The organism is Aeromonas sp. DSM 116730 (assembly GCF_046581335.1).
Lineage (GTDB): Bacteria > Pseudomonadota > Gammaproteobacteria > Enterobacterales > Aeromonadaceae > Aeromonas > Aeromonas rivipollensis.
Genome location: NZ_CP144265.1, coordinates 1,796,583 through 1,810,817, shown reverse-complemented (window position 1 = coordinate 1,810,817; position 14,235 = coordinate 1,796,583). Strand labels below are relative to the sequence as shown.

Here is a 14,235-nt window from a genome sequence, read left to right as displayed (position 1 = left end):
CGGAAGTGCCGCAGGGAAACAAAAAGAGGAGTGTCATTGCGTGACAGCAAGTGCCTGTACGACTGACCCCCGATACCGAGACAACCTGCAATCTAACGTTGGGACATAACGGAATGGGTGGCTCCGACAAGGAGCCACCCAGCCAATTCCCTTACTCGTAATGCACGTTGAAATTGGCCACGCTGCTGACGGGGCCAGGTGTGACCACAGTGCTGGTGGAGATATAGTCGACCGACAACGGTATGACTGTGGTGCCATCTACGAGGGTCACCTTGCTGGAGGGTACACCGGTATTGATCTCCAGCACCTCGCTGTCAGGTCCCATCAGCACCAGACCCACCCCTTGTGCAGCACCTGCCCCCGCCGAGTTGGCCAGCACAGAGGTCTTGCCAGGGGCTGTGGTGCCCGTGAATGACACTGCGGCCGTGGCCTGTACACTCGTATCGCAATCAACCAGTTTGATTTCGAAATTTTCCGGTTGATTTGCAGGCGCATCCGCCGCGCCGTTAAAGGCGGCAGTCCGTACCTGATCCAGATAAACAGTTTGATCCAGGGAGTCGGAGCTCACCGCGCAGGCCGCATTGACAACCTCACCGTTGAAATAGACGGTGCCACCGGTCACGATTGTCGCCGGTTCGGCAGCGAATGCATTCAGGCTCATACCAGAGGAGAGCACAACGGCCATGGCCAACAGGGACTTTTTCATAAAAACCTCAAATGAATGTGTAAATTAATAAGCGCCAAAGTTTACCTCTCAGAAAAATACATCCTGAGCATTGATATACATCTGGCAAGTACCTAGCAGTAAATAAACGTCTATGTCACTGACAAAAGTCACCCTGAAAAATATATCTCCCTGATATATCTTGCTTTATTAACTTGTAATCATGGTTTTGCTCCATGGCGCCATTAATCAGCACCACGGCAGTAGGTTATTAATACCATCAAGAAGCCTCCCTCTCGGGGGGAGAATGAACATATAATGGAAAGTAGAGGCATCATCACGGCATCCACATATTGGATGCTGTCATATATGGATCATGCTCGTGGCGTTAGAATGACAGGCTCAATATCGGGCAGTTCGTCCTTGCACAATCTAGGATACCAGCGCAGGGAGTTATTCACGTTTTGATATGAACAATAAACTGCCCCCTCATCTGCCAGTGCCAGCAAGTAGAGCCTCGCTGAATAGATGGTCTCATTGCACGCATCTGCAATTTCCCGCGTCTTGGGCCAGTCATCATAAGGCGGTATATTTCCTTCCACCGCAGGGCATAACGCCAGCAACGCACCATAAATCTTCTGTTTTTTGACGTCACTCTTTTTCACAATATTCTCGATTACCAGGTTCTTGATGGCTGATGTTCTGGGTATCAAATACAGACTCACCTAATCAGCTATATAACTTCAATTGCCAGGGTCAGCATCGACTCGCCTCGACAAATGCATAAAACAGTGCCGAACGTGTCACCCCATTTTTTTCCTCTATCACCCGCCTTATCTGCCTGCGTTGTGATTCCGTCAAGGCTGATGCTCTTTGAGCCTGGTGCTCAGGGCTCACGAGCTGCTTTATCGACTCGTCTGCCTCCACATTTACCGTCAACACCAACTGCAGAACCTCATCGACCACGGCCTCGTGCAGAGGATTTATCACCCCGGCAAACCGCACAAGGTGGCTCAAGCCAGGGCAAGCCGACACTTTCGATGTATGGTGTGTCTCAGGATCGAAGTGAATGAAGAGATAACCGGGAAATAATGGCTCCCAAACGGACCTTATTTGACCTGGGCGATCCAGCCTTGGCTGATGCATGCGAATCTGGGGTATCAGCACCTCAATATTCAGATGTGCCAGAAATGCTTTAACCCTGAGTGCATTATGTTTCCCTGTCTTGTGACAGGCCAGATACCATCGTTCCACAGTGATTCATTCCCATACCCATTATCGATGGATGCGCACCGAAAACCGGCAACAAGGGGGTAAGCTCCGCCAAAATCGTACCCGGGAGCACAATCTAGACGACATGGATTCGGTGACAATATGAGAGTTCCAATTCATGCCCTCACCTCGATTTAAATAACTCCAATCGAGACTCGCAAACAGCATTAAACTCTGACATCCACATAATATCCATCAAATAGATGAATTAAAAGACAAGAACACAGATCAAAAAACCACAGCGGCATTAAAAACAGCATTAAATCCAAATGAAGTATCAGTGGCGACAGATAATCCGTTCATGGGAACGATCCCTCGATATATTCGATCGAGATTGGCCGACAAAAAAAAGTTTGCGATCATAAAAAAAACTTTTTTTATAAGTAATAACTGAACTCTGACTTAATGAAATTTAAATTAAGATATTCAGAAGCTGGCTCATGGATATAATGATTGGTTTATTGTTGATTTACATTTAAATAACACTTTTCCAATAAAATATATCGCCTCAGAATGAGGGAGCATTTGAGGCCTTAGTTCGACAGACTCAATAACCTGCACCACCGCCCATTTTCCTTTCTCCATCGCTTGCGGCTGTTCTTGTCATCCATATCAGGGGCCGGCTGGCGAGTTTCTTCCTTGCATGACGCCATACAGCGGCTCGTACTAAAAACGGCTTCAGGCGACATCCAATGGGGGGTTATCGGGGAGGCGAGATTGGGCGATCAAGCGAGGCTTGGGCGTGAGAGATCAGGACCCTCATCGCTCTGCATATATACGTCGGTTGCACCTCGGTGATGGGCGCCGACAAGAAAAAGGCCCTTTGCGGGTCTGTCTGAGCAGCAGGCCAAGCGGCCTATGCGGGGAGCGGCGGACACAGCAAAGCCCGGACAACCTCGGCCGGGTCTATGAGTGAAGCGGCGCCTGCCCTGGCGCCATCCGACAAGACAAGAAGGCCGGATCCCGCGCCCGGTTGCGTGCAAACGGCCACCCGAAAATGGCCGGGCCCAACCCCGCAGGGCGTCGCTGTCCGCCTCCACTCTTCACCTTCACTCTTCGCCTCCACTCTCCACCTTAACTGCCCGCCTTCATTACCTTTATTGATTGCCCATCCCCTGCTCATTGCCCGTAATAGTGTTCCAGCAGCGCGTCGGCTTCGGCCACGGAGATCTGCATCTGGGGCCAGCGCTCGCCCTTCTCCCTGATAGTCAGCAGGCTCTCCTTCTGGGGGCGAAGCTGGCTGCCAAGCCGCCGGTTCAGGGCCTCGTAGTGGGCGATGACAGCCTGCCGGCTGAAGAGGCCCGGGGTCAGATCCAGCCGGTAGCCCCGAAACAGCTGCTGCAACCCCTGATAGACCGCCAGGTGATAGACAGAGTGGTGGTCTTCTTCCTCGAAGTAGCGGCTGGTGACGTGCAGGTTGTAACCGGGGCGCGCCGCCACGCTGCGGGCAAACTGCCGCAACTGATCCCGGTGAAACTCGGATCGACCAAATCCCGACGTAAAGGGGTTGTTGGCTACAGCGACAAACGGCGAGGCGGGGTGCTTGAGCGGGGCAAGCAAGGCCCGCTCGATGCGCTGGTAGTTGGCCGGATAATCGAACCACAGGCTGGCCTCGATGGCGATCTAGCCCTGGAACTGGCCGCTGTCTCTGGCCACCGCATCCAGTGTCAGCAGGCCGCCGAGGGAGTGGCCCACCAGCAGGGCTGCGGAGGCGGTGCCATAGTCCCGCTCGATAAGCGCAGCATCTCCCTGTAGGAGGCCGCGAGCACGCGGGTTACAGCCATGTCGCGAACTTCATCACGGCGTTTCGCAAGCTGTTTGGCAATTCGCCCAGACAGGTCTCCCTGCACGGGCGGGCACACACTGAGTCGCCGCCGTAGCCAACCGGCACCAAGGTCTGTACATCCACCCGCCCCTTGCCGCTCGCGCTGCTTCATCCTCTTGTTCATGCGCAATACATCTTTGCTCTGGAATAGTAGAGGCGACACAGTTGGGGGGCGCTTGAAATCAGCGCTCGTCATCCACACATTCAGTGCATACAATGCGTTAACGAAGCGGAATCTGCCGCCTCACCCCGGAAATCAAGAGGACACCAAGATGGATACCCGTTCTATCTACACTGGCACCCAGAGTGCCGCGCGTGACACCAACAAGGTGCTGCGCAACACCTATATGCTGCTCTCCCTCACTCTTGGCTTCTCTGCCGTGGTGGCCGGGGTCGCCACCGTGATGAACATGCCGCCCCTGCACTGGGCCGTGTTCCTCATCGGTGTCTATGGTCTGATGTTCCTGACCGAGAAGAACCGTGACAACGGCATGGGGCTGGTGTTCACCTTCGCCCTGACCGGCCTGCTCGGCTACAGCCTGGGCCCCATCATCAACATGTACATGAACAATGGTGGTGGTGAGATAGTGATGACCGCGCTCGGCGGCACGGCGCTCACCTTCTTCGGGCTGTCTGCCTATGCCCTGACCACCAAGCGTGACCTCTCCTTCATCGGCGGCATGCTGTTCGTCGGTTTCTGGGTGCTGCTGGTGGCCATGGTCGCCAACATCTTCCTGCAGATGAGCGCCCTGAGCCTGGCCCTGTCTGCCATGTTCATGCTGTTCTCCTCTGGCGCCATACTGCTGACCACCCAGCAGATAGTGCGCGGCGGCGAGACCAACTACATCTCCGCCACAGTGACCCTGTATGTCTCCATCTACAACATCTTCCTGAGTCTGCTCAGCCTGCTTGGCGGCAACCGCAACTGATGAAAAACCCCGCTTCGGCGGGGTTTTTATTGGCTCCTGTTTCTGTCAGGATAAGTTGCAAATCAAGGATATGAAGCAAAGTGGCCCTGATCCAAATCAGGGCCACTTCGTTACCGACGAGTTATGCTGTCACTTTCGTTTCGCTCAAGGGTTGCGTCTATCCCATGCCCATGGACTTCTCCAGTTTGCTGCGTCGCCTGCTGACCGACAGCCATATCCATTTCATTTCGCTCAAGGGTGGTGCCTAGCATGCCCATGGATTTCTCAGGTTTATTGCGCCGTCTGCTGACCGACAGCCACATCTACTTCGCTCTCAAGGTGCTGCTGGCCATCCTGGGGCTGCTCGCCTTCGCCCTGGTCACAGGGGACATCCAGCTCACCGTGCTGCTCTCCCTCGGGGTAGTGGCAGGGGCCATCGCCGAGACAGATGACAGCCTGTGGGGCCGGGTCAAGAACCTCGCCATGACGCTGGTCTGTTTCCTGTTTGCCTCCCTCTGCGTGCAGTATCTCTTCCCCACCCCCTGGCTGTTTGCCCTTGGGCTCGCGGGCTCCACCTTCATCTTCGTGATGGTGGGGGCGCTGGGGCAGCGCTACGCCACCATCAGCTTCGGCTCCCTGCTTATCGCCATCTACACCATGCTGGGTGCCGCCAAGGCGCCGGATCTCTTCTACCAGCCGCTGGCGCTCGGTGCCGGCGCCCTCTGGTACGGACTGGTGTCGCTGGTCTGGCTCTGGCTGCTGCCCTACAAGACACTGCACGAGCAGCTCGCCCAGAGCTATTTCGCCCTCGGCCGCTACCTGCTGGAAAAATCCCGCTTCTTCCCGGCGGACGAGCACGGCGCACAGGCCATTCGCCACAACCTGGCCCAGCTCAACATCAACCTGGTCAATGCCCTGAACCTGACCAAGACGGCGCTCAATGCCCGCCTCAGCACCCGCCATCAGGCGGCGCCCGAGCTCGCCGGCCTGCTGCGGCTCTACCTGCTGGCGCTGGAGATCCAGGAGCGGGCCACCTCCAGCCACTACCCCTACAGCAAGCTGGAGGAAGAGCTCAAGCAGGGCATAGTGCTGGACGGCTTCCAGGAGGTGTTCCTGCAGCTCTCGGAGGCGTGTCAGCGGCTCGGTTACGCCATCCTGGTGCACAAGCCCTATGCCCATCACAAGCGCATCCACTGGACCCTGGAGGCCCTTGGCGATCAGCTGGAGTTCACCCATCTCAAGCAGCACTATCCCAAGACCCTGCTGACGCCGATGAAGTTCCTTCGCCGCAACCTCTCCAGCATCAACGAGCTGCTGGCCAGTGCCGAGGAGCTGCAAAACCCCGCCTCCCCTCCCGCCAGCCTGCCGCCCCTGGCGAGGCCTGCCTCCTTGCCGCTGCTGACCCTGCTAAAACAGCACCTGACCCCGAACTCCATGGTGTTTCGCCACGCCCTGCGGCTGTCGCTGGGCCTGGTGGTGGGTTACGGCATCTTGCAGGCCTTCAGCCTGGACAAGGGCTACTGGATACTGCTGACGGTGCTGTTCGTCTGTCAGCCGAGCTACAGCGCCACCCGACGCCGTCTGGTACAGCGGATGCTCGGTACCTTCGCCGGCATATTGATAGGCGTGCCCGTGCTCTGGCTCTTCCCCGAGCTGCACCTGCAACTGGGGATCATGGGGCTGGCCGCCTTCCTGTTCTTCACCCAGGTGCGCAGCAACTACAGCGCCGCCGTCTGCTTCATCACCCTCTATGTGCTGATGGCGTTCAACCTGCTGGACGGCATCGGCTTCGCCATCCTGGGACCACGCCTGCTCGATACCCTGCTCGGTTGTTTGCTCTCCTACGCCCTGGTGGCCTGGCTCTGGCCGGACTGGCAATACAAGCGGCTGCCGACCCTGATTGCCAACTCCCTCTCCGCCAATGCCCGCTACCTGTCGGCTGTGCTCGCCAGCCTGCACCGCCAGCGCGACGAGTCCCTCGACTACCGGGTGGCCCGCAAGTGTGCCCACCTAGCCGACAGCGAGCTGGCCATGGCCTGGCAGAGCATGCTGGTGGAGCCGAGCAAGCGCCGCCGCTTCCTCGATCTCTGCTTCACCCTCACCTGGCGCAACCACGCCCTGCTCTCCTACATCTCGGCCCTCGGGGCCCATCGGGACAGGCTGGAGCCCATTGAGGGCCTTGACGAGATCAGCCGCCACATCAGCCATACCCTGGAGCGGGCCGCCGGCCATCTGGCGGGGGAGATGCCGGCCCAGCTCGAAGGATCATGTCCGGCCATAGCCCCGGACAGCAGCGAGGAGCAGCTGATGCTGACCCAGCAGCTCAATCTCATCAGCCAGCTGGCGGATGAACTGCTGATGCTGGCCAACGACGGCCAACTGCTCACCCGGCAAGGCAACGCCTGAGGGGTGAAGGAAGACAGCAGTCCAGATAGCGCTCACCAGGCGGGGCGACGGCCCCGCCTGGTGAATTCTGTGCCTTGGCGCGCCTTGGCCGGTTGCTCGCCGAAGATCAAGGCGCTACCATGCCCGCCCAATCCCGACAGCCCGAGGAGCCTCCATGTCCGAGCACCCGTCCGAACACCATCAGCTGCATTTCAACGGCCAACTCATCGAGACCGATGCCAAGGGCTATCTGCGCCACAGCGAAGAGTGGAGTGAAGCGCTGGCGCTGGTATTGGCCGAGCAGGAGGGCATAGTGCTGGAGGAGCCGCACTGGGAAGTGGTGCGCTTCGTGCGGGCCTTCTATCTGGAGTTCAACACCTCCCCCGCCATCCGCGCCCTGGTCAAGGCGATGGAGAAGCAATACGGCCCCGAGAAGGGCAACAGCCGCTATCTCTACAAGCTGTTCCCCGAGGGGCCTGCCAAGCAGGCCACCAAGATTGCCGGCCTGCCCAAGCCGGTGAAGTGCATCTAAAAACCCGCCCGGCCTCTCGCCACGAGAGACCCTGAACGGGCGCCAAAAAAATACCGCGCCCATCTGTGAAATGAGGCGCGGTATTTTTCTGTTCGGCGTTCGTCAAACCCGCCTTAGGGGTTGTAGGCCACCACTGAGCCGCTCAGCCCCGTCATCTGGCTTATCCTGCTCTGCATGCCCTGCAGCTTGGCCTTGGAGACATCCGGCCCGATAAAGACCCGGTTGATCTGCCCCTGCACCGGGGTTCTCGGCGAGGTCTGGGCCGAGTAGCCGGCCGCCCTCAACTTGCCCACCAGGGCATTGACGCTGTCAGCATTCTTGAAGGCGCCAAGCTGCAGGATCCAGCTGCCCTGGGCCGGGGCTGCCGCCGCGGGTGCCGGGGTCGCCGCCTGGGTCGTCATCTTGCTCGCGATTAGATCGTCCATGGACTTGATCTGACCCACCTGCGGCTTGCTCTCCACCGGCTTCTTCACCTCGACCGGCTTGGGGGGCACCGGCTTGGGCTTGGGTTGCTCCACCGGTTTCTTGGCCACCACCTCGGGCTTGGGCACGGGTTTGGGCTCAGGCTTGGCCGCAACCTGGGTCGCTGGTTGTGCCTGGGCGGCAGCAGAGGCCTGATTGGCGGCCAGGGTCACCGTATCCCCAATCTCTTCTACCTGCCACTGGGTGGCGGCAGAGGCCTGCTGCTGGCTCGCTAGGTGATCGGCCGGCAGGGTGCTGGCGGCAGAGACCTGCAAGGCGGGCTTGGCGGGCTCAAGCTCAGGGCGCAGCGGGATCTTGGCAAACGCCTCTTCCTTCTGCTCCAGCTTGTTGCCGTCCATCAGGTCCGGCAGAAAGATGACAACCAGGGCGACCAGGATGACGGTCCCCACTAATCTGTTTTGAAACTTCGAAGCCAAGTTAATTTCCACCCATGTTACTTAAACTCAACTGCAATCTTGCGGACATCCACGATGAACGGTCCCCAGCAGCCATGCTGTTTTGCAACCTCGCAGCCAAGTTAATTTCCACCCATGTTACTTAAACTCAACTGCAATCTTGCAGACATCGACGATGCGAAGAGCAGGTCGGGCAGCTCAGGCGCTCGCCGCCAGCACGTCGGCGACAGTGTAAAACGAACCAAAGACGATGACCATATCATCAGGACTCGATGCGACCAGGGCAGCCCGATAAGCCGCGCTCACGCCGTCAAAGGTCGCCGCCGGGCCCTGCCCGTCCCCGAGGGCAACCGCAAGCTGCTCTGCAGTGGCGGCGCGCGGGCCTGTGAGGCTTGCCAGGAACCACTGGTCGATGAGGCCATCGAGTTCGGCGAGCGACCCCGCCATGTCCTTGTCTTTCAGCATGCCGACCACGGCGCGGCGCACGCCGGTACAGGGCATCTTGCGCAATTGAGCTGCCAGATAGGCCGCCGAATGGGGATTGTGGGCCACATCGACGATGACCAGCGGCTCGTCTTGCAGCCGCTGCATCCGCCCCGCCAGCCGGGCATTGGCCAGCCCTTCACGGATCGCGGACTCCGCCAATGGCAAACCGAGGGATTCCAGCGCCGCCAGCACGGTCACCGCGTTCATCAGCGGCAGGGCCGGTTTGGGCAGCCCCAGCCAGTGGTTCAGACCGTGGTAATCCCAACCGGAATCCTGCTCATCGCCGTGGAAGTCGCGGCCGACCTGACGCAGACAGGCACCGAGGCGCTGCGCCTCTGAGGCTATGGTCGCTGGGGGATTGGGCTCGCCGCTGATGGCAGGTTTGCCTGCGCGGTAGACGCCGGCTTTTTCCACCGCCACAGCTTCTCGGGTATCCCCGAGCCAGTCGCAGTGATCGAGCGCAATGGAGGTAATCATGGCCACATCGGACTCCACCACATTGGTGGCGTCGAGCCGGCCGCCCAGCCCCACTTCCAGCAGCAGCACATCGGGGGCGGCGCGGCAGAAGAGCCACAGGCCCGCCAGGGTGGCGAACTCGAAGAAGGTGAGCGCTATCTCGCCGCGAGCGGCTTCCACCTCGGCAAAGGCGGCGCAGTGCTCGCTGTCAGAGAGCTCGGCCCCGTCGATACGCACCCGCTCGGTAAAGCGCAGCAGGTGCGGCGAGGAGTAGACCCCTACCTTGTAACCGGCGGCCATCAGTATGCTGGCGGCCATGGCACAGGAGGAGCCCTTGCCGTTGGTGCCCGCCACAGTGATCACCTTGAACGGCAACCGGGTGAGACCCATGCGCCGGGCGACGGCGCCGACCCGCTCCAGCCCCATGTCGATATTGACCGGGTGGATCTGTTCCAAATAAGAAAGCCAGTCGACCAGCGACCGGCTTTGAGATTGTTGCATGTGCGAACTCATGTTCAGTCTTCGATGACCTGAGTGTTCATCAGCTTGGCCAGCAGGCCGGCCAGACGGTTGCGCATTTCGCGCCTGTCGATGATGAGATCGATGGCGCCCTTCTCCAGCAGGAACTCGGAGCGCTGGAAGCCTTCCGGCAGCTTCTCGCGCACTGTCTGCTCGATGACGCGGGGACCGGCGAAGCCGATCAGCGCCTTGGGCTCGCCCACGTTGATGTCACCCAGCATGGCCAGACTGGCGGAGACGCCCCCCATGGTGGGGTCGGTCAGCACAGAGATGAAGGGCAGGCCCGCCTTGGTGAGGCGATCGAGCGCCGCACTGGTCTTGGCCATCTGCATCAGGGAGAAGAGCGCTTCCTGCATCCGCGCCCCACCGGAGGTGGAGAAGCAGACCAGGCCGCGGCCTTCCTTGATGCACTCCTCGACGGCGCGCACGAAGCGGGCACCGACCACGGAGGACATGGAGCCACCGATGAAGGAGAACTCGAATGAACAGGCGACGACCGGCACCCCCTTGAGGGTCCCCTTCATCACCACCAGCGCATCTTTTTCTCCCGTCTCTTTCTGAGCGGCAGACAAACGATCCTTGTAGCGCTTGGAATCCTTGAATTTCAAGATGTCCTGCGGCTCCAGCTCGGCACCGACTTCGGTGCGGCCCTGCTCGTCGAGGAAGCTCTCGAGGCGGGCGCGGGCGCTGATCCGCATATGATGATCACACTTGGGGCACACTTCGAGATTGCGCTCCAGTTCTGCCCGGTAGAGCACCTGTTCGCAAGCGGTACACTTGGTCCACACCCCTTCCGGAATGTTGTGACGACGCGGTGTAGTGATCTTGCTCTTGGGAAGGATCTTCTCAAGCCAGCTCATGGAATTCCTTAATGCTTTTGTGCCTGACAAAACGCATCGGGCCTTGATTGTTCAATGACTTACGGCTCGATGGCAATAAATGACGGATCATTAAACCACAAATTTTCGGGCCCAGTTACTAAAAACTGGTCGTACCCGGTGCCGAGTCCGGCAGCCACAGCGGGCCGAGCGGCAACTGCGGCAGGCCAAACTCTGCCGGGTAATCCACGTCCACCAGATAGAGCCCCCCCGCCTTGGCGGTCGGCCCCGCCAGATTGCGATCCTTTGCCGCCAGCACCTCGGCTATCCACTCCACCGGTTTGAGGCCCTGCCCCACCAGCAGCAGGGAGCCGGTGATGTTGCGCACCATGTGGTGCAGGAAGGCGTTGGCCTTGATGTCGAGCACTATGTAGGGGCCGGAGCGGCTGACGCACAGGTGGGTCACATTGCGCCAGGGGGTGTTGGACTGGCAGGCGATGGCGCGGAAAGTGCTGAAGTCGTGCTCCCCGAGCAGGCTCTGGCCCGCCTGGTGCATCAGCTCGGCGTCTATGGTCTCGTGGTAGTGGCTGACGCCGCTGCCGAGAATGGCCGGGCGGAAGTTATGGTTGTAGATGACATAACGGTAGCGACGGGCGGTGGCGCTGAAGCGGGCGTGGAAGCTCTCGTCCACCTCCTTGACCCAGCGCACGGCGATGTCAGGGGGCAGGTTGGAGTTGAGCCCCAGGGTCCAGGCGCCCTCGGCGCGGTTCGCCTCGGTATCGAAGTGGATCACCTGACCGGTGGCGTGCACCCCGGCATCGGTACGGCCGGCGCACTGGATGGAGACGGGATGGTTGGCGATGCGGCTGAGGGCTTTTTCCAGTTCGGCCTGCACGCTGATCACTTCGCGCTGACGCTGCCAGCCGAAGTACCGGCTGCCGTCGTATTCAATACCTAGGGCAATTCGCATGGATGAATCTTGTCTTGTGGGGAAGGGATGAAAGAAACGGGCCGGATTATACGCCCTTGGGCCCAAAAGTCCCAGTTCGTACCGGCGACCAAAATGAAAGAGGGCAGCCCGCGGGCTGCCCTCTGTGTTCATCAGCGGCAAAGGGAGATCACCCCAGGCGCCTGAGCAGCTTCTCGGCTTCGCTGCGCTGGTGCTCGCTGCCCTGGGCCGCCGCCTCTTGCAGCAGCTCGCGGGCGCTCTCCTTGTCGTCGATCTCGAGGTAGGCCCGGGCCAGATCCAGCTTGGCCCCCACGCCGCCGTCATCGGCATCCACATCGAACCCGGTGGACTCCGGCAACACCTCGGGGAAGCCATCCAGCCCCACATCCAGGGAGAAGCCCTGGTAGGGCTCCTGCTCGGTGCTGCTGGCGTTGGCCTCGGCCAGGAGCTTGTCTATCTCCACGTAGTCGTTCGCCTGCGCCTGTTCACGGGGTGTCAGATCGCCCTGATGGGACTCCACCTCGGTGAAGGCATCCTCGAAGTCGGCCAGGGCCAGCTCGTTGGGATCCCAGGCCGGCGGTTGGGCAGCGCCCTTGGCCTGCGTCGGTTCGAGTCCGAGCTCGGCCAGCATGTCATCGATATCATCCTTGCCATAGGCGTCGTCGCCTCGGGCGTCGGTGGCAGGCTCGTGGAAGTCGGTCTCGAGATCGCTGAGATCAAAGTTGGCGAGGGCCCCATCGCGCTGGCTTCTGCTCTGCGCCTGCGCCTGGCTGAGATCGGCCTCGAGGTCGGCATCCAGCTCGGCAAACAGGGCCGCTTGCAGCTCCTCCTCGCTCATGATCTCGTCGCTGGCCCGGGCCTTGGCCTCGGACTCGCCGGAGAGATCCAGCTCAGGGGCCAGGGGCAGACCGAAGTCTCCCTCGTGGGCCAAGTCGAGCTCGGGCACCAGATCCGGATCCCGGTTGGCCGTCGTCACCGCAGGCTCCACATCGAAGGCGGACAGGGCCATCTCATCATCGCTGAAGATGACGTCAGTCGGGGCCTTGGCCCCCTCCTGGCTGCCATTGCCACCCGGCTCATTGAGATCCGGCATGGGGTGCATGGGCTCGTCATCGGCGATGCCGACCGTCATCAGCTGGTCAAACTCGCTGCTCTCCTCCCCCATTACCATGGAGGTGGACTCCGACAGGCTCTTCTCCTGCTCTTCCAGCTCGCGGCGGGCGCGGGCCCGCAGCCAGAGCGTCACCAGCGCCAGCACCAGCAGTACGGGCAGCAAAATGATCATGGCGAGGTTCAGCGGCGAGGCGAGCAGCTCCATCACCCAGTTCTGCTTGGGTTCGGGGGCCACCACGGGCGGCACCGGCTTGGCCTTGAGCTCTGCCACCTCTTTTTGCAGCGCGGTCTGATCCTGCAACTGGGCCTTGAGGGTCTCCACCTCTTCGGTCAGGGACTGCAGCCGCAGCTTGAGCCTGTGGTTCATCTCGGTGACCTGACCGAGCTGCGCGTTGGCATCTTCCAGCGCCAGCGCCATCTCGGTGGAGGGTTTGCCCACCACGGTCGCGGCACTGACCGGCAAGGGGGCCGGGGCAGCGGTTGGCGCGGCAGTACTTGCCGCCGGGGCCGGCTCGACCGCCTTGGCGATCGCCGTCACCTCGGTCGCCGCCTGGGGCGCGCTCACCTTGGGGGCGGCCGTCGGAATGGGGGCCGCCTTGGCCACGGCCTTGGCCGGCGCGCTGGCCGCCGGCTTGGTCGCCACCGGATGGGGCTGCTTCTCGGCCAGGTATTTGGGGCTCAGCCCCTTCCAGCTGGCGTTGTCGCTGTTGAAGCGGCGACGGGCCTCGGCGTCCGTGATGCGGCCCGCCTCGGCGGCGCTGGGCAGCAGAATGCGGGATCCCACCAGGATGTGGTTGATGTTGCCGTCGGCAAAGCTCTTGGGATTCTTGTCATAGATCGCCACCATGGTCTGGTAGACGGTCACCCGATTGGAGGGGCGATGCTTGCTCGCCAGACTCCAGAGGGTATCGGTAGAACGGACAGGGCCATAGCTGCCTGCCGCCGCGCTGGGCGCCTGACGCACCATGGGCTGTGCCCTGGGAGCCGGCTGGACCGGTGCCACGGGCTGGGCCTGAGGTTGAACGACAGGAGGTGCGGCACCGTCCGGGCCCTTGAGCTCGACAAAGAAAGGCTCTCGCCCCGCCTCATCGGCCTGAGCCGTGCCCAGAAGACCCAATGCGAGTATCGTTGCCAGCGTTATGCGGGAATGTCCCATATTCGTTCCTTCGTATGATGGCCCTATCACATTGAAAAATCTGGATAGTTACCCCAAAACAATCGGCTCAATATAAATCAGGCGCCGGTCTCAAGCCAGCGATCCGACATATTTCCCGTCCGGCGCCTATCAGGTGCGAGCCCGATCCAGGCCAGACATGAGTCCCAGATCTGAACCCGAGTGTAGAAAAAAACCTAGCTCACTGATATCACGCGACATTCTTAAAACCGGAGAGTGCGCCCCCGGTCACATCCCTAGCCTCTCAGTCACCTCC

General features: G+C 60.4%; 13 protein-coding genes. 4 read left to right on the top strand and 9 right to left on the bottom strand.

The genetic code is table 11. The features are described 5' to 3' along the window. Positions 1-151 precede the first annotated feature (151 nt). From Aeroheme_RS08310 to Aeroheme_RS08295, 4 genes are all read right to left on the bottom strand, one after another. Positions 152-706: a fimbrial protein gene (locus tag Aeroheme_RS08310; RefSeq protein WP_290029643.1), complete on the bottom strand. Its 555-nt coding sequence runs from the start codon at positions 704-706 to the stop codon at positions 152-154. Between the two features lie 332 nt (positions 707-1,038). Then, on the bottom strand, positions 1,039-1,329 hold the full coding sequence (locus Aeroheme_RS08305) for a FaeA/PapI family transcriptional regulator (protein WP_411167062.1): 291 nt from the start codon (positions 1,327-1,329) through the stop codon (positions 1,039-1,041). 91 nt (positions 1,330-1,420) lie between these two features. Next, the gene (locus tag Aeroheme_RS08300; RefSeq protein ID WP_411167061.1) at positions 1,421-1,918 is read right to left on the bottom strand and encodes a transcription termination/antitermination NusG family protein; all 498 of its coding nucleotides are present in this window, start codon (positions 1,916-1,918) and stop codon (positions 1,421-1,423) included. Between the two features lie 1,137 nt (positions 1,919-3,055). Next, positions 3,056-3,397: a hypothetical protein gene (locus Aeroheme_RS08295; protein ID WP_411167060.1), complete on the bottom strand. Its 342-nt coding sequence runs from the start codon at positions 3,395-3,397 to the stop codon at positions 3,056-3,058. A 9-nt stretch (positions 3,398-3,406) separates the two neighbouring features. Here Aeroheme_RS08295 and Aeroheme_RS08290 point away from each other — a divergent pair, with 9 nt between their 5' ends. The 4 genes from Aeroheme_RS08290 to Aeroheme_RS08275 all read left to right on the top strand — a co-directional run bounded on the left by Aeroheme_RS08290 (position 3,407) and on the right by Aeroheme_RS08275 (position 7,586). Beyond that, positions 3,407-3,691 carry a hypothetical protein gene (locus Aeroheme_RS08290; protein ID WP_411167059.1) on the top strand — a complete coding sequence of 95 codons (285 nt, stop codon included), beginning with the start codon at positions 3,407-3,409 and terminating at the stop codon, positions 3,689-3,691. A 342-nt stretch (positions 3,692-4,033) separates the two neighbouring features. Then, entirely contained in the window at positions 4,034-4,690 is a 657-nt protein-coding gene (locus Aeroheme_RS08285) for a Bax inhibitor-1/YccA family protein (RefSeq protein ID WP_111911540.1), read from the top strand. Positions 4,691-4,939: 249 nt separating this feature from the next. Then, the gene (yccS, locus tag Aeroheme_RS08280) at positions 4,940-7,075 is read left to right on the top strand and encodes a YccS family putative transporter (protein ID WP_411167058.1); all 2,136 of its coding nucleotides are present in this window, start codon (positions 4,940-4,942) and stop codon (positions 7,073-7,075) included. A 154-nt stretch (positions 7,076-7,229) separates the two neighbouring features. After that, positions 7,230-7,586: a TusE/DsrC/DsvC family sulfur relay protein gene (locus tag Aeroheme_RS08275; RefSeq protein ID WP_043132186.1), complete on the top strand. Its 357-nt coding sequence runs from the start codon at positions 7,230-7,232 to the stop codon at positions 7,584-7,586. Between the two features lie 113 nt (positions 7,587-7,699). On the opposite strand, the gene dedD is transcribed toward Aeroheme_RS08275, so the two are convergent. The 5 genes from dedD to Aeroheme_RS08250 form a co-directional block, all read right to left on the bottom strand. Beyond that, positions 7,700-8,485, bottom strand: coding sequence for a cell division protein DedD (dedD, locus tag Aeroheme_RS08270; RefSeq protein WP_163148642.1), 786 nt, complete (start codon positions 8,483-8,485; stop codon positions 7,700-7,702). A 177-nt stretch (positions 8,486-8,662) separates the two neighbouring features. Further along, on the bottom strand, positions 8,663-9,919 hold the full coding sequence (gene folC, locus Aeroheme_RS08265; RefSeq protein WP_411167057.1) for a bifunctional tetrahydrofolate synthase/dihydrofolate synthase: 1,257 nt from the start codon (positions 9,917-9,919) through the stop codon (positions 8,663-8,665). A gap of 2 nt (positions 9,920-9,921) precedes the next feature. Next, positions 9,922-10,785, bottom strand: a complete 864-nt coding sequence (accD, locus tag Aeroheme_RS08260) for an acetyl-CoA carboxylase, carboxyltransferase subunit beta (RefSeq protein ID WP_025327347.1) — start codon at positions 10,783-10,785, stop codon at positions 9,922-9,924. A 118-nt stretch (positions 10,786-10,903) separates the two neighbouring features. Continuing rightward, entirely contained in the window at positions 10,904-11,713 is an 810-nt protein-coding gene (gene truA / locus Aeroheme_RS08255) for a tRNA pseudouridine(38-40) synthase TruA (RefSeq protein WP_171276364.1), read from the bottom strand. A 148-nt stretch (positions 11,714-11,861) separates the two neighbouring features. Then, positions 11,862-13,961, bottom strand: coding sequence for a FimV/HubP family polar landmark protein (locus tag Aeroheme_RS08250; protein WP_411167056.1), 2,100 nt, complete (start codon positions 13,959-13,961; stop codon positions 11,862-11,864). Positions 13,962-14,235: the final 274 nt, after the last annotated feature.

Bases quoted from the DNA above. Each gene is read 5' to 3' on its own strand.
- Aeroheme_RS08310 (WP_290029643.1), bottom strand. From the start codon at position 706: ATGAAAAAGTCCCTGTTGGCCATGGCCGTTGTGCTCTCCTCTGGTATG.
- Aeroheme_RS08285 (WP_111911540.1), top strand. From the start codon at position 4,034: ATGGATACCCGTTCTATCTACACTGGCACCCAGAGTGCCGCGCGTGAC.
- yccS (WP_411167058.1), top strand. From the start codon at position 4,940: ATGCCCATGGATTTCTCAGGTTTATTGCGCCGTCTGCTGACCGACAGC.
- Aeroheme_RS08275 (WP_043132186.1), top strand. From the start codon at position 7,230: ATGTCCGAGCACCCGTCCGAACACCATCAGCTGCATTTCAACGGCCAA.
- folC (WP_411167057.1), bottom strand. From the start codon at position 9,919: ATGAGTTCGCACATGCAACAATCTCAAAGCCGGTCGCTGGTCGACTGG.
- accD (WP_025327347.1), bottom strand. From the start codon at position 10,785: ATGAGCTGGCTTGAGAAGATCCTTCCCAAGAGCAAGATCACTACACCG.
- truA (WP_171276364.1), bottom strand. From the start codon at position 11,713: ATGCGAATTGCCCTAGGTATTGAATACGACGGCAGCCGGTACTTCGGC.
- Aeroheme_RS08250 (WP_411167056.1), bottom strand. From the start codon at position 13,961: ATGGGACATTCCCGCATAACGCTGGCAACGATACTCGCATTGGGTCTT.